Origin of the sequence: Halomonas sp. R57-5 (assembly GCF_900070345.1) — a bacterium.
In the GTDB taxonomy this organism is placed as follows: Bacteria; Pseudomonadota; Gammaproteobacteria; order Pseudomonadales; family Halomonadaceae; genus Vreelandella; species Vreelandella ventosae_B.
Map to the genome: position 1 here is coordinate 4071480 of NZ_LN813019.1, position 20367 is coordinate 4091846.

Below are 20367 nucleotides of genomic sequence, written 5' to 3' on the forward strand. Positions count from 1 at the left end.
ATGCTTATGCCTGGAGTGCGTTATGGCTGRCCAATCTCGTCTATCGGTATATCTCGTGGCACTGGGTGCGKTTGCACTTGGGATGGCCTCTTATGTCACTGCGGGACTAATTCCCCTCATTGAAGACGCCTTTAGTGTCTCTGCGGCCACGGCTGCTCAGTTAGTCACGGCATTTACCTTAGCTTATGGCTTAGGCTCGCCTGTAATCGTTGCGCTACTGCCTGGCAAGCACCAACGCCTGGGCCTACTACTAGCGTTAGCCGTTTTTATTGTGGCTAATATCGCCAGCGCCCTCGCCACCAGTTTTATATCCCTCGCCATATGGCGGGCGGTCGCTGGCGTTGGCGCAGGGGTTTACCTTGCCATGGGCATTGCCGCCTCAGTCGCCATAACTGCTGAGGCTCACCGCGGTAAAGCGATTGCCATCATTATGGGTGGTATGGCGAGCGGCACGGTACTGGGGGTGCCTATCAGCCTGTTACTGGCGGAGCGTTTCGGCTGGGAGTCAGCGATGTGGCTTATTTCAGCACTTGGGTTAATCGCCTACACAGGGCTACAGGTAAAACTACCTGCGATTCCATCCGCACCAACGCTTTCACTTGTTCGCAAACTCGCTATTTTACGAAGCCCTCATGCCATGGCCATACTGGCGGTTTCCTTATTGGGCGCCATTGCCAGTTTGGGCATGTATACCTTTATCGCCCCTTTTATGGCGGCCACCGAGTCAGGCGCTGTTCAGTCGATTACCGGTTATTTATGGGTATGGGGAATTGGCGGCGTCGTGGGCAGCTTTCTGATTGGCCCATTGGTCGACAAATTCAACGGTCCGGTAGTTACCTTGGCGATTATGCTGCTGCTCTTTATAGCGCTCATCGCCCTGCCTTTTTCGGCGTCGGTTCATCCTCTGCTAACGTTACTTCCGGTCGCGCTTTGGGGCGCCGTGGGCTGGGCGTTGCAAGTGCCACAAAACAACGAGCTCGTTCGTACGAGACAAACCCATGGCGACGGCAACTTGGCGGTCGCGCTCAATGAATCGGCGCTCTATTTAGGCAGTGCCATTGGTGCGGCGTGTGGCGGAGTTTTGCTTTCCCTCCACCTGCCCGTTTCGACATTAGCAGTGGTCGCGGGGGCTATCGCTGCAGTAGGGGCATTAGTACAGTTGGCGCTTTTGATAAATGCCCAGCATTAGTGCGCCAGTCTATCTATTAGCGGAGGGCGCTCAGGTACACAGCAAGCCTGATGCCAATGCAGTTTAGTCAATCGTAACTGTGCGACCGGCGAAGGGACGTCACTACCCGTTAGGCTCTTCTGGCGTCCATCAACTTACTTGCCGTACGCACTGTGATAACAATTGCGCTCAAGGGAACGATCATCAAAACCACCCCCAGCCCCAGCATTGCCTTGAAACCAAACAAATTGAACAACACAAATCCGACGACACACCCCGTTAGAAATGAAAAAATCGTCGTCAAATGCGTATAGAGTTGCTTTCGGCAAGAACGGCGGTCGGTCGCCTCACCCCGTGCCACCAAGGATGATAGGAACGAGCCTAACGCGATACCAGCATCCGTTAGTGTGCCGGTCACGTGAGTCGACCTCACCCGCCCGTTTGAGAGTTGCGTTGACGTCGCGTTGTGTACACCCATCAAGAAGCCCAGTGCTATCAGCACTTCCTCGTTGAAGCGTGTCGAGTAAAACAGCAGTTCAAACACCGACACTGCAGTCAATGCCACGCCCTCCGCCAAGAGAATCAGGCAGAAGATGGTTCTGAGTTTCTGCCCCACGACCACGGCAACGCGTGCGAGCGTACTGCCTATCRCGAATGCCAAGAGCAGGGCTGCCAGAAACAACAAGCCATAGGTATCGGGGCTGACTACTTCCGTCGACATTTGTGAGGCGTTGCCACTCATATGCGAAGGGAGAAACCCAAAAGCACCCAACGCCATGGCATTGAGGATACCGGCAGCCGTCGCCAGTACCAGAGCCAAGCAGCGATCCTCGGTATGAGACCGAGCTTTCTTCTTTTTGATTAACAAACGCCTTCTCCGACTACCTAAGAGTTGGCAAGTACGACACTAATACTAAAGCATAGTTCTAATTTAACTAATTGAGAGTTAGCTTACATATCGACAGCTGAAGCCAAACATTAAATGCCAGACATTAGCGTTCTATGGGTAGAAAGCCCTGCCATGGCGCCGTCGGCAACGGCAAACGTCACCGAGCCCGCACCACGCGCTAAGTCGCCGCAGGCGAACACGCCCGGGATTGAAGTAGCCTGCATTGCATCGGTTTTGACGATATTACCCATGGGAGACTCTTCAAGCTCGCAGCCCAATTGTGCTGCCAGTGGGCTAAGGTGAATGCGTGGCGCGACAAATAGACCCTCCAGTGGAAATACGCGGTCATCCTGCATTACCAGCTCGACACCCTCTGCTTGCGCACTAATACGTGCCGCTGCGCCATACTCTACCTGGGTGCCACGCGCCTTAAGCTGAGCCAGCTGTTCGGCATTGGGTTCAAAGGCATCGTTAAGAAACAGCGTGGTGGCGCCCCAGTCGGGCAGCATTAAGCCGTGGGGCATCGCGAGTTCTGAGGTTGCCAGCACACCGATACCCTCTTTGCCCAGCTCATAGCCATGGCAATACGGACAGTGAAAAACGCGTTTGCCCCACAGCTCGGCGAGCCCCGGTAAGCCTGGAAGCTCATCGGTAACACCCGCGGCCAGAATAATGCGCCGTGCCTGATAGGTGCTTCCATCAGCCAGCGCCACCAAGAAATTATCAGCCGCCCCCGTTACTGCCTCCACCCGCCCCGTGTGCCACTCAACCGTTGGGTACTCCATCAGTTGGCTACGGGCCTCTGCTGCTATCTCTGCGGGTGGCGCACCATCCTGGGTTAAAAAACCATGGGAGTGAGACGTAAAACGGTTGCGGGGCTGTCCCGCATCTATCAGTAATATTTTCCGCCTTGCTCGGGCCAGCTGTAGCCCTGCCGCCATACCCGCGTAGCTGCCACCGATAATCACTGTATCAAAACTCATTGCTCTTCCTCCGTGTGCACCCAGCCTTTTAAGCCCATGGTGAATAAACTAATTTCATGTATCTTTTATTGATGCATTAAAAAGCGCACAGAGGTCAATGGCAATGTTGAGAATGCCGATTAACGTCAATCGGGTAGGTGTTGAAGTATTAAGGCGTCGGCAGTTGGTAGCCTTTGCGCGTCGCAATATCGTCAAACTGAGTGGCCAATTCCGCTAGCGTGATCGCTCCCAAGCGGGCGATCAGTAGCGCTTCCGCTTCGCGCATGGCATCAAAAAGCGCCGCATTAACCACCTGCTCTACCGCGCAGTCCGGGTTATCACGGTCGGTGCCGATAGCGAAAATGCGCGGCCCGCCTACGGCGTTGTGTATATCCAGCAGCGTTACGCTGTGCAAATCACAGGCGATGCGCCAGCCACCGTTGTGGCCCTTCTCAGACTTTACATAGCCCGCTTTCCGAAGGCCCGCCATAGTGCGCCGTACCACGGCAGCGTTGGTGCCCAGCATGGCACCAATCTGTTCTGAAGTAATCGGTTGGGATTCCCGCGCGATGTGCAGTAGCACATGCAGCATACGAGAGAGGCGGCTATCTGTTCTCACGGGCAACAGTCAACTATTCAGAGGATAAACAAAGGAAAACGACGAAGCTGCACTTTAGCACACCCGCGAATAGGGCTGGGAATGAACCCTACCAGGGCCACCGCACACGAACCTACACCTCATTCGCCGTTATAAGGCAAACTATGCTCTCGCTCTCTATACTGGTGCTGAGTCACTTTCACTGGCAGGGGATAAATGTCTGGCACGTCATTAGCCCCATTTAGCGCCTCCCATTGTCGTTACTTCCAGGCCACTTAAGGATGTTATGGGTCTTCAAGAAATCGCTGTCGGTGGCATCTACTTAAGCCCTCTGTTGATCTACGCGCTGATCGGCTTTGTTGCTACGCTGACCGTTCGTTCACTACTGCACTGGGTGGTCGGCGAGTACGCGCTCTGGTACGAGGCGTGGTTCGACATTTCATTATTTGTCATCCTCACCGCTGCCACCACGTTCATTTTTACTGTTTTGCTTCAAAGCCCTTAAGACAGCCCTTGAGAGAATCGCCGATGCGCCCTTCGCTCCGTATTTTGCTCACCCTCGTTATTGTCGCCATTGCCGTTGCCGCCGGTGCATGGCTATGGCACTACTACCTCTATACCCCCTGGACTCGTGACGCTCGGGTTCATGCGGAAGTGGTGACGATTGCCCCCGATGTCTCTGGCTGGGTACGCACACTTGAAGTGGTGGACACCGACTATGTTGCCCAAGGTGATACGCTGTTTGAGATCGACAACACGCGTTACCAAGCAGCGGTGGACAGCGCCCAGGCGACGGTTGAACATCGTCAGGCGACCCTGGAGCTAAGCCGCGCCGAGGAGAGTCGACGTAACCAGTTGAGCAACAATCGGGCGATTAGCGCAGAAAACCAGCAGATTGCCCAGATCAACTCGCGCATTGCCGCTGCCGATTTACAGCAGGCCCAGGCAGAGCTGGCCAGCGCCCAGCTTGATTTAGCGCGCACCCAAATAACCGCACCGGTCAGTGGTCATATCCTCAATGTCCATCTTACCGCTGGTACTTACGCTAATCGCGGCACGCCGGTGATGGCGCTGATCGCGGATAATTCCTTCTATGTCGTGGGTTACTTCGAAGAGACCAAAATGACGTCGATCGACGTGGGCGATCCGGTGGATGTGATTCTGATGAACGGCGACACCCATCTGGCGGGCCGCGTAGCGGGTATTGGCCGAGGCATTGCCGATAGCAACACAACCCTTAACCAGCAGTTGCTACCGCAAGTGGAGCCCACCTTTAGCTGGGTGCGCTTGGCGCAGCGCATTCCGGTGCGCATTGCACTAGAAGACGTTCCTGATGACACTCTGCTAAGCGTCGGCATGACCGCAACCGTGCGTGTCCGCCCTGCTAAAAACGCTGCCGATCAGTCTGAGTAACCCATGTCGCCGTTTGTTAGCACCTACCTGACGCCCAACGCCACAGCGGTCAAGTTTGCCATCAAGACCACTCTGGCAATGATGCTCGCTCTCTATATCGCGCTGATGTTCGACTTGGAGCGCCCCTACTGGGCGCTGATGTCGGCAGCGTTTCTGCAGATCCGCCCCATGAGTGGCATGGTGGTAGAGAAAGGCATCTGCCAACTTGTCGGCACCTTTATTGGTGCCGTGGCGGGTATCGCGATCATGGCCCTATTTGCCCAGGCCCGAGTACCCGCGCTTATCGTGCTGACCGCTTKGATTATGCTGTGCACCTACGTGGGCTCACTATGGCGTAATAACTACACTTACGGCTGCCTGATGGCATCCGTCACCGCGATGCTGATCGTGGTTATCTCCAGCGGCAGTTCGCCCGCCGGGATTTTCGATATCGCTGTGGCGCGCCTTACCGAGCTTGGGCTGGGAGCCATCTGTGCCATGCTGGTCAGCTCGCTGCTCTGGCCGTCCCATGTGGGCACCCACCTGGCCACTCAGGCCGACAGCGTGATCAACGAAGCCTTCGAGCATGCCGCCCTGCGCTTAGAAGCCAGCGGCGATATTCCGGCAATGCAGAAAGCCCTGCGCAGCAGCCTCGTGCCGTTAACTCTGCTGGAAACCGACAGCCAGGCCGCCCGCTTTGAAGGCCCGGTAGGCCCCGGCCGAGTGCGCGCAGCCCATGTACTAACCCGCCGCACGCTGCGCTTTTTCGCCAATCTGCAGGCGCTGCATCAGCTAATGCACGACCACGCCGACCGACTCGCCCCACAAAGTATCGAACTCGCAGGTGAGGTCGCAAAAGGCTTTCGCGATGCTGAACACGTCAAAGGGGTCGTTGAGGCCAGAAAAGCCCTCCAGTCGCTACGCCACCGGGTTCATGAAAGCGAGGAAGAGGCCAGCTTAGCCCCTCTCGATCGGCGTCTGCGGTTGGGGCTCCGTGAATCGATCGGCCACGCCATGATCATGCTCGATGCCCGGGAGGCGATTGCCTCGCCGGAGAGCCATAAACTGCGCTCATCGCCACTGGCCTGGCACCGCGATCACCTCGCCGCCGGTATTAACGCCATTCGCTCAGGGCTAGTATTTTCGCTACTGGCGACTTTCTGGATCGTCACCGCCTGGCAGAGCGCCATGATCGCGRTGATGCTGGGCACGCTGTTTTCAGCTTTTTTCGCCAGCCGTGATAATCCCCTGGCGATTACCATGATGTTCTATAAGGGCATGCTGGCGGCGATTCCCAGTGCTTTTCTGTTCGGCCATGTGCTGCTCTCACAGGCCAATGGCTTCCCGATGCTGGCCATGCTGTTTGGCACGCCGCTGTTTTTAGGCCTGCTGGGCGCCACTAACCCGGCGACCATGGGTTACTGCCTGGCCTTCACCATTTTCAATATTCTGCTCACCATGCCCGGAAACGGCATGGACTTCTCGTTCGATAGTTTTGCCAACCGGGTGGTGGCCGTAGTGATCGGGCTAAGCTGTGTGGTCATGGGCTTTCGCCTGCTGCCGGGGCTGGGCACCCGACTTCGGCGGCGGCGTTTAATCAATGCAATTTCCACCGATATCCATGAGCTAAGCCAGCGCTCGATTCGCGACGCCGAAACCCGCTTCAGCGGCCACATGGCGGATCGGCTTCTGCAACTGGCTCAGCATGACGACATGCTACCCGAAGACCAGCGCCACCTGTTTATTCTGGGTTTGACCGGACTGGATGTTGGCACCGCTACGCTGCGCCTGCGTGATCGGCTTGATGATGCACCTCACCCGAGCATCCGCGAGGCGCATCGCCACCTACTAGGCACGCTAGCTAGCGGGTTTGAAGAGAGCGCCAACGGGCGGCCACCTCAAGGGATTCGCGAAGCAGGTAAACAGCTGGATGAGGCGATTATGGCCTATGGCGATGTCCCCGCCGACCGCCGCGTACTGCTGGAGGGTTTGATTGAACGGCTCGAACTGGCCCTAGAGCGCCTTGCGCGCATCATGGCGGAGCGGCCTAGGTAGGCGGAGGCTTCTGGCAACTGGTAAGGGAAGCAAAGCTTAGGCCGAGGTGGTAGATGAACACTCAATCCGGGGCACTTTCCTCCAGTTTAAACTCGTCTCATCCAGCTTAAACTCGCCTCTCTTGCAGCAGATCGATGAAGGCACGCAGGCTTGGCGGCACAAGCCGATTATTCGGGTAGTAGAGAAACAGCCCAGGGATCCGTGGACACCACTCATTGAGCACGGTAACCAGCCTTCCATCGCTCAAATAGGCTTGAGCATAAGACTCTGGAACATAGGCAATGCCTAACCCATCCGCGGCGGCTTCCACCATAAGTGGGCTGCTATCCAAGGTCAGAGCGCCAGGCACATCAACCGCCACGTCCTGGCCATTCTGGTGGAACTCCCAGCGGTAGAGCTTGCCACTCGGCAGCCTCTGTCTTATGCATCGTTGAGACGCAAGGTCGCTTGGCGTTTCGGGTATCGGACGGCCCTGTAGATAGCTAGGTGAGGCAACGGCAAGAAAGCGCAGATCATGACCCACGGGGATGGCTATCATATCCTGAGGAACTGCCTCTCTCAGCCTGACGCCCGCATCAAACCCCTGCCCGACGATATCCACAAGCCGCCCCTCTGCCACAAGATCAAGCTCGACACCTTCATGAAGGGTGAGAAACTGCGGCACAACAGTTTGCAGCAACAAGCGAATGGCCGCTTCGCTACCGTTGATACGCAACCTGCCCGTGACCTTTCCTTCGAAGCTTGATGCATCTTCGAGAATCGTGTCCAAGTCACTCAATAGCGGACTCAAACGTAGTAGCAGGCGCTCACCGCTCTCGGTCAAAGAGACGCTACGGGTGGTTCGGTGCAGCAGCCTGGTTCCCAACCTTTGTTCCAGCGTACGTACGGTGTGGCTAAGTGAAGAGCGGCTGACGCCCATTAGGTCGGCTGCTCGGCGAAAGCTGCGGTGTTCGGCCACTGCCTGAAAGGCCTTGAGGTCGGCTAACGTTGGCTTACTCATTAGTGAATTACTTTCACCTCCTCGTGCCAATTGTTGAGTATTCTTTAACCAGTGATACTGCCCTAGCCTATGTCTTGCAACATTTGTTTAATGACTTAGGGGATTTCTTATGACTAAAACCTGGCTTATCACAGGCACATCCACTGGCCTCGGCCGCCTACTTACTGAACGGCTGCTCGAACGCGGCGACCGCGTTGTGGCCACGCTAAGACGCAAGGGTGCGCTGGACGACTTGTTAGCCCTACACGGAGATCGTTTGCGGCAGTTGACCTTCGACGTAACCGATACATCGACGATGAGAGATGCCATTTCACAAGCATTCGCAAAACTCGGTCGAATCGATGTGGTGGTCAGCAATGCGGGCTATGGTCTCTTTGGCGCTGCCGAAGAAGCTAGCGACCAACAGATCGAGCGGCAAATAGCGACGAACCTCACCGGCTCCATTCAATTCATCCGCGCAGTGCTCCCCCATCTTCGCGAACAAGGGGGCGGCCGCATTGTTCAGGTATCGTCGGAGGGCGGCCAGATCGCCTATCCAAGCTTCAGCCTTTATCACGCCACTAAGTGGGGCATTGAAGGGTTTGTCGAGTCAGTGGCGAAAGAAGCCGCACCTTTTGGAATTGACTTCATTATCGCCGAGCCTGGCCCCACGGCCACCAACTTCGCGGAAGGGCTAGACCGCACACACCCCATGCCAGCTTATGAAAACACCCCTGCGGGGGAGCTACGTAGAGCACTGGTATCAGGCGCCTTTGCCATTAAAGGCGATGCGACCAATACCATTGATGCCATTATTAAAGCAGCGGATATGCAGAACCCGCCATTACGCTTGGCGTTGGGAAGCACCGCCTATAACTCAATTAGTCATGCGCTAAACGAGCGGATTGATTCGCTTGAAAAGTATAAGGACATTGCCCTATCTGCCGACAAAGATGAGGCAAACTGATATGCGGTTAAACTTTGGTTACGCCTTTTATTGGGGATACCCGAGCTGACCGTCGAGTACTATTTAAAGAGGAAGGGCTGCACCGTTAGCGTTTATGCATCTGTCGATCAACGATAGGCGCATGCTGCGCCATCAAATCTACCACCCAATCAATGAACACACGCAGCTTGGCGCTGACGTGCCGATTCGGTGGAAAAGCGACGTACATCGGCATTGGGTCGAGATGCCAGCCATCAAATAGGCGAACCAGCTCCCCGCGAGATACGTGCTCACTGGCCATGTAGTCAGGAAGCCAAACTACGCCGAGCCCCGCTATTCCTGCTGCAAGACCGGCATTACCGTCATCAACCGAAACCACATAGCGCCCTTGTACGGTGACGCGCTCTCCGTTGCGGTACATGGCGTAGGGAGAACCCACCCCGGCCCGGGCCCACCGGAGCCCTACAATGTAGTGAGGGGGAGCTGAGAGTTCTTGCGGGTGTGAAGGCAAACCAGCACTTTTCAGATAGCTCGGCGCTGCGTAAATACCGATCTTCAGGTCGCCTACGCGGCGCGCCACTAACGATAAATCAGTGAGTTCTCCGCCGCGCACCACACAGTCCACGCTTTCACCTATCAGATCCACCATGCGATCACTCGCCCCCATATCGATTTGAATATCGGGATAGCGAGCGTGAAACGCGGGCAAGGCGGGAATCAGAATCATCCGGGCAAAAGGACTGGGTACGTCCACTCTTAATCGACCACGCGGCAACACCGAGGCATTGGAGAGGCTGGTTTCAGCATCATCCATATCGGCCAGAAGCTTGATAACGCGCTCGTAGTAGGCCGCGCCATCCGCCGTGACGTTAACCTTGCGAGTGGTGCGGTTGAGCAGCTTTACACGCAGCCGTGCCTCTAGCTGTTGCACCAGTTGCGTCACGCTGGTCTTGCTCATGTGCAGTGTATCAGCTGCCTTGGTAAAGCTGCCCGTCTCCACGACTCGGGCGAATGCCTGCATTGCGTTAAAACGATCCATGGCTAAGTCAAACACCTTGTGATTGTTTGAAAACTACAAACAATGTTGAACAGAATTCGCCGTTTATCCACCACGAATGCAGGCTTAAAGTGACTTCATCGTAAACAACGGGTCGGTTCCGGCCTACTGATGGAGATACCCATGGCTAAGCGTGACGTCGTTTTCCCCCAAGGCCGCCAGGCGCTTTATGAACAAAACACCTATTCCGCTGCTGTCCGCTCTGGCGATTTTCTGTTCGTGTCGGGCCAGGTCGGCAGCCGTGAAGACGGCTCGCCCGAGCCAGACTTCGCCGCTCAGGTACAGCTCGCGTTTAATAACCTGCAGCGTGTTCTGGAGGCAGCAGGCGCAAGCTTTGACGATATCGTCGATGTGACGAGCTTCCATACCGACCCGGAAGCCCAATTCCCTATCTGGTTGGAAGCCAAGGCGCGCGCGTTTCCGGAAAAACCTTACCCTAACTGGACAGCGGTCGGCGTCACTTGGCTGGCGGGCTTTGATTTTGAAATCAAGGTCATTGCCAAACTCCCCGAGTAAGCAGCCATGTACCTCAAGCGCCTATCCGTCTCGGCGGAGCGGCGCTTCTACTGGCGGCCCCGATGGTTTTCTGCAAGCGCAGTGCGTCACGCTTTGGCGGCGATTTGAAAAGACGGCCGTATTCGCGAGTGAACTGAGAGACACTTTCGTACCCCACTTCAAAGGCGGCATTGCTCGCGGTAACACCTTCGTCAAGCATCAGGCGGCGCGCTTCGATCAAGCGCAGCCGCTGCTGGTATTGGCCCGGCGTTAGCGACGTCATCTGCTTGAAGTGCTTGTGAAACGAGCTAAGGCTCATGCCCGCCTCAGTCGCCAACTGTTCCACCGGCACGCGTGAGGTGTAGTTAGCTCTGAGAATCTCGATAGCAGCGGCGAGGCGGCTTGCGTAACTATCCGGATCGGCAATCTCCCGCAGTGCATTGCCGTGAGGCCCCGAGAGCAGCCAATAATGCAGCTCCTGCATGATGCCGGGGCGCAGAAGCGGCTCGGATTCGGGACGATCCAGCAGKTTCATCAGCCGGGATGCGCAGTCAATCAACTCGGCTTCGGTGTCTTCGGCGAATAACGTCTGCATCTCGGATGGCCGCTGGGTACGCACGCTGCCCATGTGGGCGGTAAGCTCGCGCAAGATCCTTCTATCCAGGTCAATCGCAACGGCCAGATAGGGCTCACTCGGGCTGGCTTGGACAATCCGCCCGACGACCGGCATATCCGCGCTCACAATCGCCGACTCACCGGCCGCTACCACTCGGCTCTGGTGCCCAACCACCATGCGTTTTGCTCCCTGTAACACCAGGCAAACCAACGGCTTGTATACCGACTGCAAATCACCAGCAGGGGTTTCGACGCTCATCATGCTAAGCCCCGGCAATGGGGTTATCACCAGGCCATCGTGATTGGCATAGGTTTGAACCGCCTGTTTGAGTGAGTTCATATGCATTCCTCCAGCATCCCATCTCAACGTTAGCATGGCTCAGAAAGGGTTTCTCCACACCTGCAGGATCAGGCAAGTTTTGCGCAAGGCTTGGCAAGCCTTGCCATCAGCAAATGCCTACACTGAGATGACTCAGCCATTATCGCGGACGCCTCAATGGTCTTGAGTCATGCAGCGTTATTCACATTGATGGAGGGTTTAAAAGTGAAAACTTCAGGAAATACCATGCTCATCACCGGCGGTGGATCAGGCATTGGCCGTGAGCTTGCGCTTCGCTTCAACTCGCTTGGCAACACCGTAATCGTCGCCGGGCGGCGCATGGAAACGCTGGAGGAAACCATCGCTGGCCAGCGCGACATGCACGCGATGGTTGTCGATGTTGAGGATCCAGAGGAGATCACCGCCTTTGCTGAGCGTGTCATCGCCGAGCATCCCAACCTCAATGTGCTGATCAACAATGCGGGCATTATGCGTCGCGAGGACTTGTCCTGCACCCGAGACCTGAGCGATGCCGAGCAGACAGTCGTCACCAACTTGCTGGGGCCCATCCGACTGACAAACGCGCTCACTGACCACTTGGTAAGCCAGCCCGMCGCCGTTATCGTGAACGTTTCCTCTGGCCTAGCTTTTGTACCGTTGAGCGGCACGCCAACCTACAACGCCACCAAAGCGGCCATTCACTCCTATACGATCTCCCTGCGCGAACAGCTCAAGGGCAAGGTCGAGCTTATTGAGCTGGCTCCTCCTGCGGTTCAGACAGAACTGACACCTGGGCAGTCGACCCGTGAAGGCTATATGCCGCTTGATGACTATATCGAAGAGGTCATGACACTGTTTCAACAGCAACCGACACCCAAGGAGATTTTGGTGGAGAAAGTCAATTTCTTACGCTGGGCAGAGCGTGACGGACACTTCGATCAAGCGGTCGAGATGCTCAGCAAGATGTGAGTTCCCCTATCCTCTAGCCTTCTAACTCGCACATGCACTGTTTGCTGATGGCCGCAGTGCATTTGTCCATTCACGTCTGCCAACCATGCTCAGAGCGAATAAAGGATAGAAGACAAGCCCTTACCTCAACGCAAGCTAACGATTACCCACCCTTCACTGCAATATTTTTAATTATGCGAGCAGGATTACCGCCTACCACCACATTATCGGGTACATCCTTGGTTACAACAGCGCCCGACGCTATGACCACGTTATTGCCTACTCTAACGCCTGGATTAATGATGGCTCCACCACCAATCCAGACGTTATCGCCAAATGTAATCGGCTTTGCGTATTCTTTACCCGCATTGCGCTCATGCGGATCAAGCGGATGGGTCGCCGTATAAATCTGCACATTCGGCCCAAGCATGCAGTTATCGCCAAAGCGTATTTCACAAACATCCAGCAGGATGCAGTCGAAGTTAGCGAAAAAGTTTTCACCTACATGGATGTTATACCCGTAATCCAAACGTAGATTGGGCTCTATATAGAGATTTTCTCCCGTCGATCCGAACAATGCTTTCAAGGCTTTCAAACGCTGGACGTCAGTTTCCAATACGTGATTGTAGAGCCTCACTTGTCGTCGTGTTTCTTCACGCTCTTTTAGCAGTACCGGATCAGCAGGGTTATAGAGCTCCCCTGCTAGCATCTTGTCTTTTTCTGAACGCATTAGTTGTTTTCCTTGCTAAAACCCATCGTTAATCAACGCTAGCCGTTATTATCCTGACGCCGCTTCGTCGTAACATAACGCAGCTGGTTGACGAGCAAGCATCGAGGTCATCAGTCCCTGAACACGGCTAAGACCATAGGGACGCTAAAGCTTGGATCGATGATCGCGCGCCCCAGCGATTCAGGCCGTGATCTTTCCACGCCCAGAGATTATTCCTGAACGACAAATGATCCATTGGGGTAATAGTTGCAGATGAACTCCACAAAGGCCCGGACTTTGGGGCTCTGTAAGCGTCGAGAGGTATGCAGAACCCAAAGCTCGACTTCGTTGCCGGCGGCGCCCCACGACACCAGCTCGCCTCTTTCCAGCAGGCCTCCAATGATGGATTGCGGCAACATGGCCGCTCCTGCACCCGCCACAGCGGCATCTCGAACAGTCAGGAGCGAGGACAGCCGTAAGACAGGCTGTGGTTCGACGGACAATTGGCCATCCTGGACGAACCAGACCTCACCTTCTCGATACGTCGGCATGACAATCGCCGGAATGCGGAGCGGCTCATCCCCGCTCTGCTTTGGTATCTGAACCGAGGGAGCTGCCACCAAGACAAGTCTGTCTCGGGCAAAACACCTGCCCACCAGCATGCTGTCCTTGTGCGGATTGATGCGGATGGCGACATCGAAATGCTCTTCGACGAGATCGGCGAGCCGGTCTTCGGCCACCGCTTCTATCTGCACGTCGGGATGGATCGCCTGGAAGGCGGCAGCCAGTCGCCCAAGCGCCACCTGCGAAAACAACAACGGTGCCGCTACGCGCAGCCTTCCTCTCGGGGTATCAAGGCCATCTCGCGCCGCCGCTACTGCTTCGGCCACCTCACGCATTGGCCCCTCAATTCGTGCGAGCAGCAGTTGGCCAGCTTCGGTCAGCTCGAGGCTGCGGTCACTTCGTTCGAAGAGTCGAACGCCTAGGTTTTCTTCCAGATCAGCCACTCGGCGCGACAAGGTTGCCTTGGATCTGCCGCTGGCCCGGCTTGCACGTCCAAAACCGCCGTGGACGGCCACCAGTTGGAAATCATTCAGAGCGTTTAGATCCATGATGTCTCAAATTTGATACGAACCATCTCTAATTTAGCGTCTTTGTTTTGAATATGAAACCACCTATTGTTCGGTCATACGCAACCCGAACCAAAGGAGTTCTTATGAAAAGCCCTAAGACACTAATCCTGACTTCCCTGGCAGACGAGCCGCGCGGTAACCATTCGGATGGGAATAGTAGCGACCCTGCTACCCATCGCGCCGAACGGCCAGGAATCGCCGTCACGCTAGAGTGCTTTATTCCTGGCGAAATCAAAGACGTTTTCGACTTCGTTGCTGCACAGGACGTACTGCCAAAGATCCTCACGGGTTACGGGCTTGTGCCAGCTGTGGCGTCAACGTCAGATGTCTCTGGCCCCTGGGATCGGCCCGGCTCGACACGCACCSTGCACCTTCACGATAGCAGTAGCGTGCGCGAAGGCCTCACGCATTACGACCGTCCAGCCTTTTTCGCCTACCACGTCAGCGACCCGAGCTTTTCGCTGAAGCACCTGATGTCGCATGCATGCGGCCAGTGGTGGTTCGTGGCAGTGGAAGGCGGAACGCAGGCTAAGTGGGCCTATACGTTCCACGCAAGAAACGGCCTGGCGGCGATTCCGCTTAGGCTTTTCGTAGGCACCCAGTGGAAGGGATACATGAAGGTCTGCTTKAACAACATCGTCGACCATTTCGACGCCGCGTGACGTCTTCACGCCCAAACCAGTATCAGTCAACAACCCGCAACCCAAGGAAATCATCATGACCATTCTCGTTACCGGCGCCACCGGCACTGTCGGCCGCCAAGTTGTCGAACAACTCGTCAAGCGCGATGCCGATGTCCGCGTGCTTGTCCGCGATACCCCTAAGGCCAACTTTCCTACGAGTGTTGGCGTCGTCCAGGGTGATCTGCTCGACGTGGACTCGCTACGCAATGCCTTCTCCGGCGTCTCGACGCTCTTTTTGCTCAACGCGGTGGTGCCCGACGAGTACACCCAGTCGCTGATCGCGCTTAATCTCGCCCGTGAGGCCGGCATTGAGCGAATTGTCTACCTCTCGGTCATCCACAGCGATCTGTACGTCAATGTGCCGCACTTTGCCGGCAAGTACGGTGTGGAGCGCATGATCGAGCAGATGGGCTTTAACGCCACCATCCTGCGGCCCGCTTACTTCATCGAGAACGATCTGACCATCAAGGAGGTAATCACCGGATACGGCATTTACCCAATGCCGATCGGCAGTAAGGGCCTGGCGATGGTCGACACGCGTGACATCGGCGAGGTCGCCGCCCTTGAGCTCCTGCGCCGCGAACAGTCAGCCGTACCGCTACCGATCGAGCGAATCAATCTCGTTGGCCCCGACACGCTAACCGGCCAGGACATTGCCGCTATTTGGACCGATGTACTTGGTCGCCCCATCGCCTATCCGGGTGAGGATACCGTCGCGTTCGAACAGAACCTATTGCAGCACATGCCGAGTTGGATGGCTTACGACATGCGCCTGATGAGCGAGCGTTTCATCACCGAGGGGATGCTCCCCGATACCGGTGACGTTGACCGGCTGACTGCCCTTCTGGGTCGCCCCCTTCMCTCTTATCGCGAATTCGCCACCCAGGTCGCGGCCTCAGTCTGACGGCAGCGCACTCCCAATCAACATAAGGAAACTCACCATGATCTACTCGACCGCTACTGTCCCGGTGAACCCGGCAGGGGAAACCACTCTGACCCGCACGCAGGCCTGGCAAGGCCTGGTGCTCAAGGCCCGCGACGCCCGCCTATTCTTGCCCGAAGGCCTATGCACCCGCTGCGACGTCGTGGAGGAAAGTGCGACGCACTTCGTGCGCGAAGCCACCATCGCCGGCACCAATCTGCGTGAGATCATCACCCTGGAGCCGGAAAGCAAGGTCMCTTTCTTCCAGGCCACGGGCCCCCGCGAAGGCGCGATCATCAACGAACTGTTCGAGGACGAGGCGGGGGCGCTCCAGCTTCGCTTTTACTGCTACCTCGGCCTGCGCGGTAAAGAGCCGGGCAGCACTGAGGAGCAGGCCGAACAGGCCCAGTTCGACAGCGACAAGGGCTACAAGGCCGCCTTGCTATCGACGCTCAAACGCACCCGCGAATTGATTGCGGACGGCAAGCTCTGAAACGGCCGTACGCTAATGCAGCTCTATCGTTGCGTAGCGAGCAACGATAGAGCTGAAGGCAAGACCAACTCCAGGGCTAAATTAGGTGCCCATTGTGTATGTGCCTTGCTTCACACAACGGCGCAGCCAATTCACTATGCCACTACACTTGTTGTATCTGGTCATTGAAACCMCCGAACCTTCAACGCCGCACCGGGGTTCGGGGTCGAAGACCTGCAGCTTGTCGGGTTACCCATTGGCCTGCTCAACAGATGGTTATAGGGATTGAAGCCATGGTTGATTCACTCCGTATGCTGAAGCCGGCAATGCACCATCCTTGGTGTCTTAGCGATAGAACCTCGACAGCGCCCTGAGTACCTGGTTCGACACCCGGGCCTCAAGCTCGGTATCGTCGAGTTCGTTCATGCGGTAGTCATAGACCTCGAAGGCCCCTGTGGGATGCACGGCCACCTGATAGTCGGGCATCAGGATTCCATAACCCATATAGCTGCCTGAAAGCATCCAGTCGCGATGGGGGTCGACGTCCAACAAGCTTTGCCCCAGGGKGTAATGTTGAGGAGCCGATTCACAGTCGAGCAGTTCCTCGAGCAGCGTCGGTGCGATATCGGCGTGGTGCGTTCGCCGCTCCAGCACCCCACCGGACCGTCCCGGCAAATGCATCACCAGCGGAACCTGAACCTGCTCCGGCGTGTAGTTGCTGCCATGTCCCCAGTAGTTCTTGCCATATTCGTTGAAGGACTCTCCGTGGTCGGCAGTAATCACTATCGCAGTATCCTCAAGCCGCCCACGGCGCTCCAGGTCATCGAGTACACGTCCCAATTGCTGATCCACATAGCGCGCTGCCGTGCGATAGCGGTTCCAGTAAGGTTCGGGATCAAAGTCAGGCCCCAGGCTCATGTGGTTGATATGCTCCCAATAGGGTGTGAACCGTGGGAAGTCTGGCGGATGGCTGTAGCCGTGCACGGCATCATAGAACAGGAAACCAAAGAACGGGCGCTCATCTGACCTTGCCTCTTCTTTGTCCATCCAGGCTAGCCAGTCATCGGTGATCTGCTGGTCGCGCTCCCAAGGCTCACCCTGTGCTGCCTCCAGCGAGACATCCTTGAGGCCGGCGAAAACGTTACGGTCAAAGGCAGGGCTCACCAGCGTCGCCGAAGAGAGAACCTGAAAGCGGTAATCGGCAGCCTCTAATCGCTCCATCAGCACCGGGGGCGTCTGGCTGGCAGTAAATGCATCCCAGTAGGTGACTGGCAGGCCATAGAAGAGGCTGAAGACGCCTGCCTTGGTGGAGTTGCCACCACTGATATGCTCACGCGCCCTGAACCAACCGGGTTGATTGGCGTACCGGTAAAGATTCGGCATCACTTCAGGAGTAAGCATGTCGTGACGCAGGGCATCCAGCAACACCAGCAGCAGGTTGTCGGAAGGCACCGACGGCGAGCAGCTCAGCGGCGCAGAGGGGTAGACCAGATCCTGCGCCTTTCCCTCCGTCGCCTCGAGATCCACCCGATCGCGCACCGCCTGGGGGTCGACCCACCCCTGCTTGACGAAGAAGCGCTTGGCAGTGGCCGGATAGAAGACCGGCACATGACGCGTCATGCCGGTGATGTCACGGTCATAGTGGGCATCCGCCCAGGCATGCCAACCGTGCACCCCCAGCAGGGCCAACAAGCTCACTACCAGCATAGCGACCGCAGGACGTGCAGGTGGACGTCGCTTGAACAGCAGCCCGAGAGCACCCTGAACCGCCAACATGCCCAGCACGCCGCCGACGGCCAGTGTCCAGGCGACCCATGAGAAGCTGAACACGTCTCCCCCGGCGTTGAGCAGTAGGTCGAGGATGAAGCCGCTCAGGTGGAAACGATACTGAGCGTAGACGAAGGTATCAAGCAGCAGAAGCAACTGCAGGCCACTCGCCCACAGGGTGGTCAACAGCCATAGCCCGATGCCGCGCAAAAGCGTGGCCAGCACGAACATCGGCAAAGCTCCCAGCCATACCAGCAGCGAGAGATGACCGAGGAAAACCATCAGCAGGTAGCTCCACTGCTCGGCCCCCTCGGGCTGGATATAGCCGACATAGCGCAGCGAGATCATCCAGGCAAGCAGCAGGTTGGCCAGGGTCCAGGCGCCAAGCCAGCGCCACCGGTGCAGGAGTCGATAGATCATGCGCGAAGTCTCCAGAGACCCGAGGCTCTTCAGTCGACGTTGGGTGGAATAGAGCGTTGACTGTCGCAGCCGCTGGCTTACTGAAAACTTACGCAATACTTCTTGATCGTTCCGATCCCCCGCTAAGACTTCTGAATGACGCATTACCGGGCAGCCTCGTCCCATGCGACGAGGACACCACATGCTTCCATCCACCGATGTCATTCCTGATGCCTCTATGCCTTGCCGTCGCTGCTCAATGATGGGCCTCGACAGGTCTGTATTGGCCTAGACATGATCGGAGAACGGCAGACTACGGATCCGCTGCTGTGTGGAGGCGAACAGCGCGTTGGCCAGCGCAGGCGCGAGCGGGTGAATGCCCGGCTCACCAACGACGCTTGCCGGGAACGCGATGGTGACGTCGTCGAGCGCGACGATGGCGGACTCGCCAGAGCCGTATCGCTTGACTGCGCCGACGAGCATGGTCGTTGCGTCATCAGCGTTGGATGGCAGCGCCCTCCTGGACCGCCGATTGACGACCGTGGAATCTGGATTGGGGGACATGAGACCTCCGATGAGTGATTGGCCACTATGAGGGAGGCAAGAGGCATCGCTTGGCATCCTTTGGCTGTACTCTTGAGATACAGCCAAAGTGATCTCCGGTTATGGCCCGCTGACACCAATCGGCATCATTCGATCCCGGTCGGATGCGTCAGACCTTTATTCCAAACAGCTTTTCTGCATTTCGGAACGCAATTTTTTCCTTGGCTTCACGGGGCAGATCCACCGCCCGAAACCAGTCGGTTCCTTGCTTCATGTCTGCAAACGGGTAATCCGTTCCAAACATCACCCGATCCACACTGATGTACCTCAGCAAAAGATGAAGCAGTTCATCCTGGAAGAATGCGCTGGTTGTGTACCAGAAATTGTCACTGAAATATTGCCCGATAGGCTTGTTCAGCGAGTCTTCCGTCGACTCGCTCATATCTCCCACGATACGCTCGTAGTAGAACGGAAGGCCCTCTCCCATATGGCCGATAATCATCTGCAGTTTAGGAAATTTATCGAACACCCCAGTGATGATCAGTCGAAGACATTGAGTCAGCACCTCCTGGTGCCATCCATATCCTGATCCGCTGAAAATGTAGTTCTGGAACAATTGGTCATACCCTGGCCGCATGGTGTTGTAATAAATATTGAACACGTCTTCCGGGGGGAAGCCGGGATGCAGGTATATCGGCACATCAAGTGCCTCGGCGCGCGCCAGAAGGGGCTCGAAATCCGGGTGGTCGAGGAATTTGTTGCCAATGAATCCATTGGTCATGGCCCCCAGAAAGCCATCTTCCCGAACGGCGCGTTCCAGTTCGTCCGCTGATGCTTCCGGGTTCTGCAGAGGCAAGGTTGCATAGGCCTGGTACCGCCCCGGATGGGTGGCCATCGGGCCACCGGCAATCATCTTGTTGAGACGATAGGCAAAATCGATGCCCTCCTGACCAGGGACATTCTGCACGCCCGGCGTATGCGCGGAGAGGATTTGAACATTGATCCCCGCCTTATCCATTGCACCGATGCGGCCAGGGCCGAGTTCGGCAAGACCCGTTTCCCTGAGGTACTCTACGTGTTGATCGTTAATCGCGTTCAGCGCGATCAGTTCCTCGGTGGTATAGGTCTCTTCCGTGGCGATAAATGGCAGATCCTGGTCTCGCAATGCGATGACCGATTTCTCTGTCGCGGCAGCACTGGAGATAATGCCAGGCGCGGACAACCCAGCACCAACACCAAGTGCCGCCGCGCCAGTTAGAAAACTGCGGCGTCCCATTGTCAGGCTCTCTAGGTTTTTTTCGATCTGTTTCATGACA

General features: G+C 56.5%; 21 protein-coding genes. 10 read left to right on the forward strand and 11 right to left on the reverse strand.

All coding sequences use genetic code 11. The features are described from left to right. The first annotated feature begins 22 nt into the window (after positions 1-22). A complete protein-coding gene (locus tag HALO_RS18540) occupies positions 23-1189 on the forward strand; it encodes an MFS transporter (RefSeq protein WP_050713829.1) in 1167 nt (388 codons plus the stop codon). Between the two features lie 109 nt (positions 1190-1298). Here HALO_RS18540 and HALO_RS18545 read toward each other — a convergent pair whose 3' ends face one another. The 3 genes from HALO_RS18545 to HALO_RS18555 all read right to left on the reverse strand — a co-directional run bounded on the left by HALO_RS18545 (position 1299) and on the right by HALO_RS18555 (position 3638). Next, on the reverse strand, positions 1299-1988 hold the full coding sequence (locus HALO_RS18545) for a YoaK family protein (protein ID WP_197671951.1): 690 nt from the start codon (positions 1986-1988) through the stop codon (positions 1299-1301). Positions 1989-2146: 158 nt separating this feature from the next. After that, on the reverse strand, positions 2147-3040 hold the full coding sequence (locus tag HALO_RS18550; RefSeq protein WP_035576987.1) for an NAD(P)/FAD-dependent oxidoreductase: 894 nt from the start codon (positions 3038-3040) through the stop codon (positions 2147-2149). 148 nt (positions 3041-3188) lie between these two features. Further along, on the reverse strand, positions 3189-3638 hold the full coding sequence (locus HALO_RS18555) for an Rrf2 family transcriptional regulator (protein WP_035576985.1): 450 nt from the start codon (positions 3636-3638) through the stop codon (positions 3189-3191). 265 nt (positions 3639-3903) lie between these two features. Between HALO_RS18555 and HALO_RS18560 the strand changes: the two genes are divergently transcribed. From HALO_RS18560 to HALO_RS18570, 3 genes are read left to right on the forward strand one after another with little or no spacing between them, the layout of a single operon-like run. Beyond that, positions 3904-4122, forward strand: a complete 219-nt coding sequence (locus HALO_RS18560; protein ID WP_035576982.1) for a DUF1656 domain-containing protein — start codon at positions 3904-3906, stop codon at positions 4120-4122. Positions 4123-4145: 23 nt separating this feature from the next. Continuing rightward, positions 4146-5030: an efflux RND transporter periplasmic adaptor subunit gene (locus tag HALO_RS18565; RefSeq protein ID WP_035576980.1), complete on the forward strand. Its 885-nt coding sequence runs from the start codon at positions 4146-4148 to the stop codon at positions 5028-5030. 3 nt (positions 5031-5033) lie between these two features. Beyond that, complete coding sequence (locus tag HALO_RS18570) at positions 5034-7064, forward strand: FUSC family protein (RefSeq protein WP_050713831.1); 2031 nt, start codon at positions 5034-5036, stop codon at positions 7062-7064. Between the two features lie 106 nt (positions 7065-7170). Here the strand turns inward: HALO_RS18570 and HALO_RS18575 are convergent, their stop codons facing one another. Then, positions 7171-8064: a LysR family transcriptional regulator gene (locus tag HALO_RS18575; RefSeq protein ID WP_035576974.1), complete on the reverse strand. Its 894-nt coding sequence runs from the start codon at positions 8062-8064 to the stop codon at positions 7171-7173. Positions 8065-8173: 109 nt separating this feature from the next. Between HALO_RS18575 and HALO_RS18580 the strand changes: the two genes are divergently transcribed. Beyond that, positions 8174-9010, forward strand: coding sequence for an SDR family oxidoreductase (locus HALO_RS18580; RefSeq protein ID WP_035576971.1), 837 nt, complete (start codon positions 8174-8176; stop codon positions 9008-9010). A gap of 85 nt (positions 9011-9095) precedes the next feature. On the opposite strand, the gene HALO_RS18585 is transcribed toward HALO_RS18580, so the two are convergent. After that, positions 9096-10028: a LysR family transcriptional regulator gene (locus tag HALO_RS18585; protein ID WP_035576967.1), complete on the reverse strand. Its 933-nt coding sequence runs from the start codon at positions 10026-10028 to the stop codon at positions 9096-9098. Positions 10029-10169: 141 nt separating this feature from the next. Here HALO_RS18585 and HALO_RS18590 point away from each other — a divergent pair, with 141 nt between their 5' ends. Next, entirely contained in the window at positions 10170-10562 is a 393-nt protein-coding gene (locus tag HALO_RS18590) for a RidA family protein (RefSeq protein ID WP_035576965.1), read from the forward strand. 13 nt (positions 10563-10575) lie between these two features. On the opposite strand, the gene HALO_RS18595 is transcribed toward HALO_RS18590, so the two are convergent. Next, positions 10576-11496, reverse strand: coding sequence for an AraC family transcriptional regulator (locus tag HALO_RS18595; RefSeq protein WP_050713832.1), 921 nt, complete (start codon positions 11494-11496; stop codon positions 10576-10578). 204 nt (positions 11497-11700) lie between these two features. Here HALO_RS18595 and HALO_RS18600 point away from each other — a divergent pair, with 204 nt between their 5' ends. Continuing rightward, on the forward strand, positions 11701-12444 hold the full coding sequence (locus HALO_RS18600) for an SDR family oxidoreductase (RefSeq protein ID WP_050713833.1): 744 nt from the start codon (positions 11701-11703) through the stop codon (positions 12442-12444). Positions 12445-12586: 142 nt separating this feature from the next. Here HALO_RS18600 and HALO_RS18605 read toward each other — a convergent pair whose 3' ends face one another. Next, on the reverse strand, positions 12587-13153 hold the full coding sequence (locus HALO_RS18605; RefSeq protein ID WP_035576959.1) for a sugar O-acetyltransferase: 567 nt from the start codon (positions 13151-13153) through the stop codon (positions 12587-12589). A 209-nt stretch (positions 13154-13362) separates the two neighbouring features. After that, positions 13363-14244: a LysR family transcriptional regulator gene (locus tag HALO_RS18610; RefSeq protein WP_035576957.1), complete on the reverse strand. Its 882-nt coding sequence runs from the start codon at positions 14242-14244 to the stop codon at positions 13363-13365. A 104-nt stretch (positions 14245-14348) separates the two neighbouring features. On the opposite strand from HALO_RS18610, the gene HALO_RS18615 reads away from it, so the two are divergent. Genes HALO_RS18615 through HALO_RS18625 form a run of 3 tightly spaced genes read left to right on the forward strand, consistent with a single transcriptional unit; the run spans position 14349 to position 16363 of the window. Then, entirely contained in the window at positions 14349-14927 is a 579-nt protein-coding gene (locus HALO_RS18615) for an SRPBCC family protein (RefSeq protein WP_092490869.1), read from the forward strand. 55 nt (positions 14928-14982) lie between these two features. Continuing rightward, complete coding sequence (locus HALO_RS18620) at positions 14983-15852, forward strand: SDR family oxidoreductase (protein ID WP_050713834.1); 870 nt, start codon at positions 14983-14985, stop codon at positions 15850-15852. Positions 15853-15889: 37 nt separating this feature from the next. Beyond that, complete coding sequence (locus HALO_RS18625) at positions 15890-16363, forward strand: SRPBCC family protein (protein WP_050713835.1); 474 nt, start codon at positions 15890-15892, stop codon at positions 16361-16363. Between the two features lie 324 nt (positions 16364-16687). Here the strand turns inward: HALO_RS18625 and HALO_RS18630 are convergent, their stop codons facing one another. The 3 genes from HALO_RS18630 to HALO_RS18640 form a co-directional block, all read right to left on the reverse strand. Continuing rightward, positions 16688-18529 carry a DUF3413 domain-containing protein gene (locus tag HALO_RS18630; protein ID WP_050713836.1) on the reverse strand — a complete coding sequence of 614 codons (1842 nt, stop codon included), beginning with the start codon at positions 18527-18529 and terminating at the stop codon, positions 16688-16690. 267 nt (positions 18530-18796) lie between these two features. Beyond that, entirely contained in the window at positions 18797-19072 is a 276-nt protein-coding gene (locus tag HALO_RS18635; RefSeq protein ID WP_035576952.1) for a hypothetical protein, read from the reverse strand. Between the two features lie 148 nt (positions 19073-19220). Then, positions 19221-20363 carry an amidohydrolase family protein gene (locus HALO_RS18640; RefSeq protein WP_035576950.1) on the reverse strand — a complete coding sequence of 381 codons (1143 nt, stop codon included), beginning with the start codon at positions 20361-20363 and terminating at the stop codon, positions 19221-19223. Positions 20364-20367: the final 4 nt, after the last annotated feature.

Bases quoted from the DNA above. Each gene is read 5' to 3' on its own strand.
- HALO_RS18550 (WP_035576987.1), bottom strand. From the start codon at position 3,040: ATGAGTTTTGATACAGTGATTATCGGTGGCAGCTACGCGGGTATGGCG.
- HALO_RS18560 (WP_035576982.1), top strand. From the start codon at position 3,904: ATGGGTCTTCAAGAAATCGCTGTCGGTGGCATCTACTTAAGCCCTCTG.
- HALO_RS18565 (WP_035576980.1), top strand. From the start codon at position 4,146: ATGCGCCCTTCGCTCCGTATTTTGCTCACCCTCGTTATTGTCGCCATT.
- HALO_RS18575 (WP_035576974.1), bottom strand. From the start codon at position 8,064: ATGAGTAAGCCAACGTTAGCCGACCTCAAGGCCTTTCAGGCAGTGGCC.
- HALO_RS18580 (WP_035576971.1), top strand. From the start codon at position 8,174: ATGACTAAAACCTGGCTTATCACAGGCACATCCACTGGCCTCGGCCGC.
- HALO_RS18585 (WP_035576967.1), bottom strand. From the start codon at position 10,028: ATGGATCGTTTTAACGCAATGCAGGCATTCGCCCGAGTCGTGGAGACG.
- HALO_RS18590 (WP_035576965.1), top strand. From the start codon at position 10,170: ATGGCTAAGCGTGACGTCGTTTTCCCCCAAGGCCGCCAGGCGCTTTAT.
- HALO_RS18605 (WP_035576959.1), bottom strand. From the start codon at position 13,153: ATGCGTTCAGAAAAAGACAAGATGCTAGCAGGGGAGCTCTATAACCCT.
- HALO_RS18610 (WP_035576957.1), bottom strand. From the start codon at position 14,244: ATGGATCTAAACGCTCTGAATGATTTCCAACTGGTGGCCGTCCACGGC.
- HALO_RS18635 (WP_035576952.1), bottom strand. From the start codon at position 19,072: ATGTCCCCCAATCCAGATTCCACGGTCGTCAATCGGCGGTCCAGGAGG.
- HALO_RS18640 (WP_035576950.1), bottom strand. From the start codon at position 20,363: ATGAAACAGATCGAAAAAAACCTAGAGAGCCTGACAATGGGACGCCGC.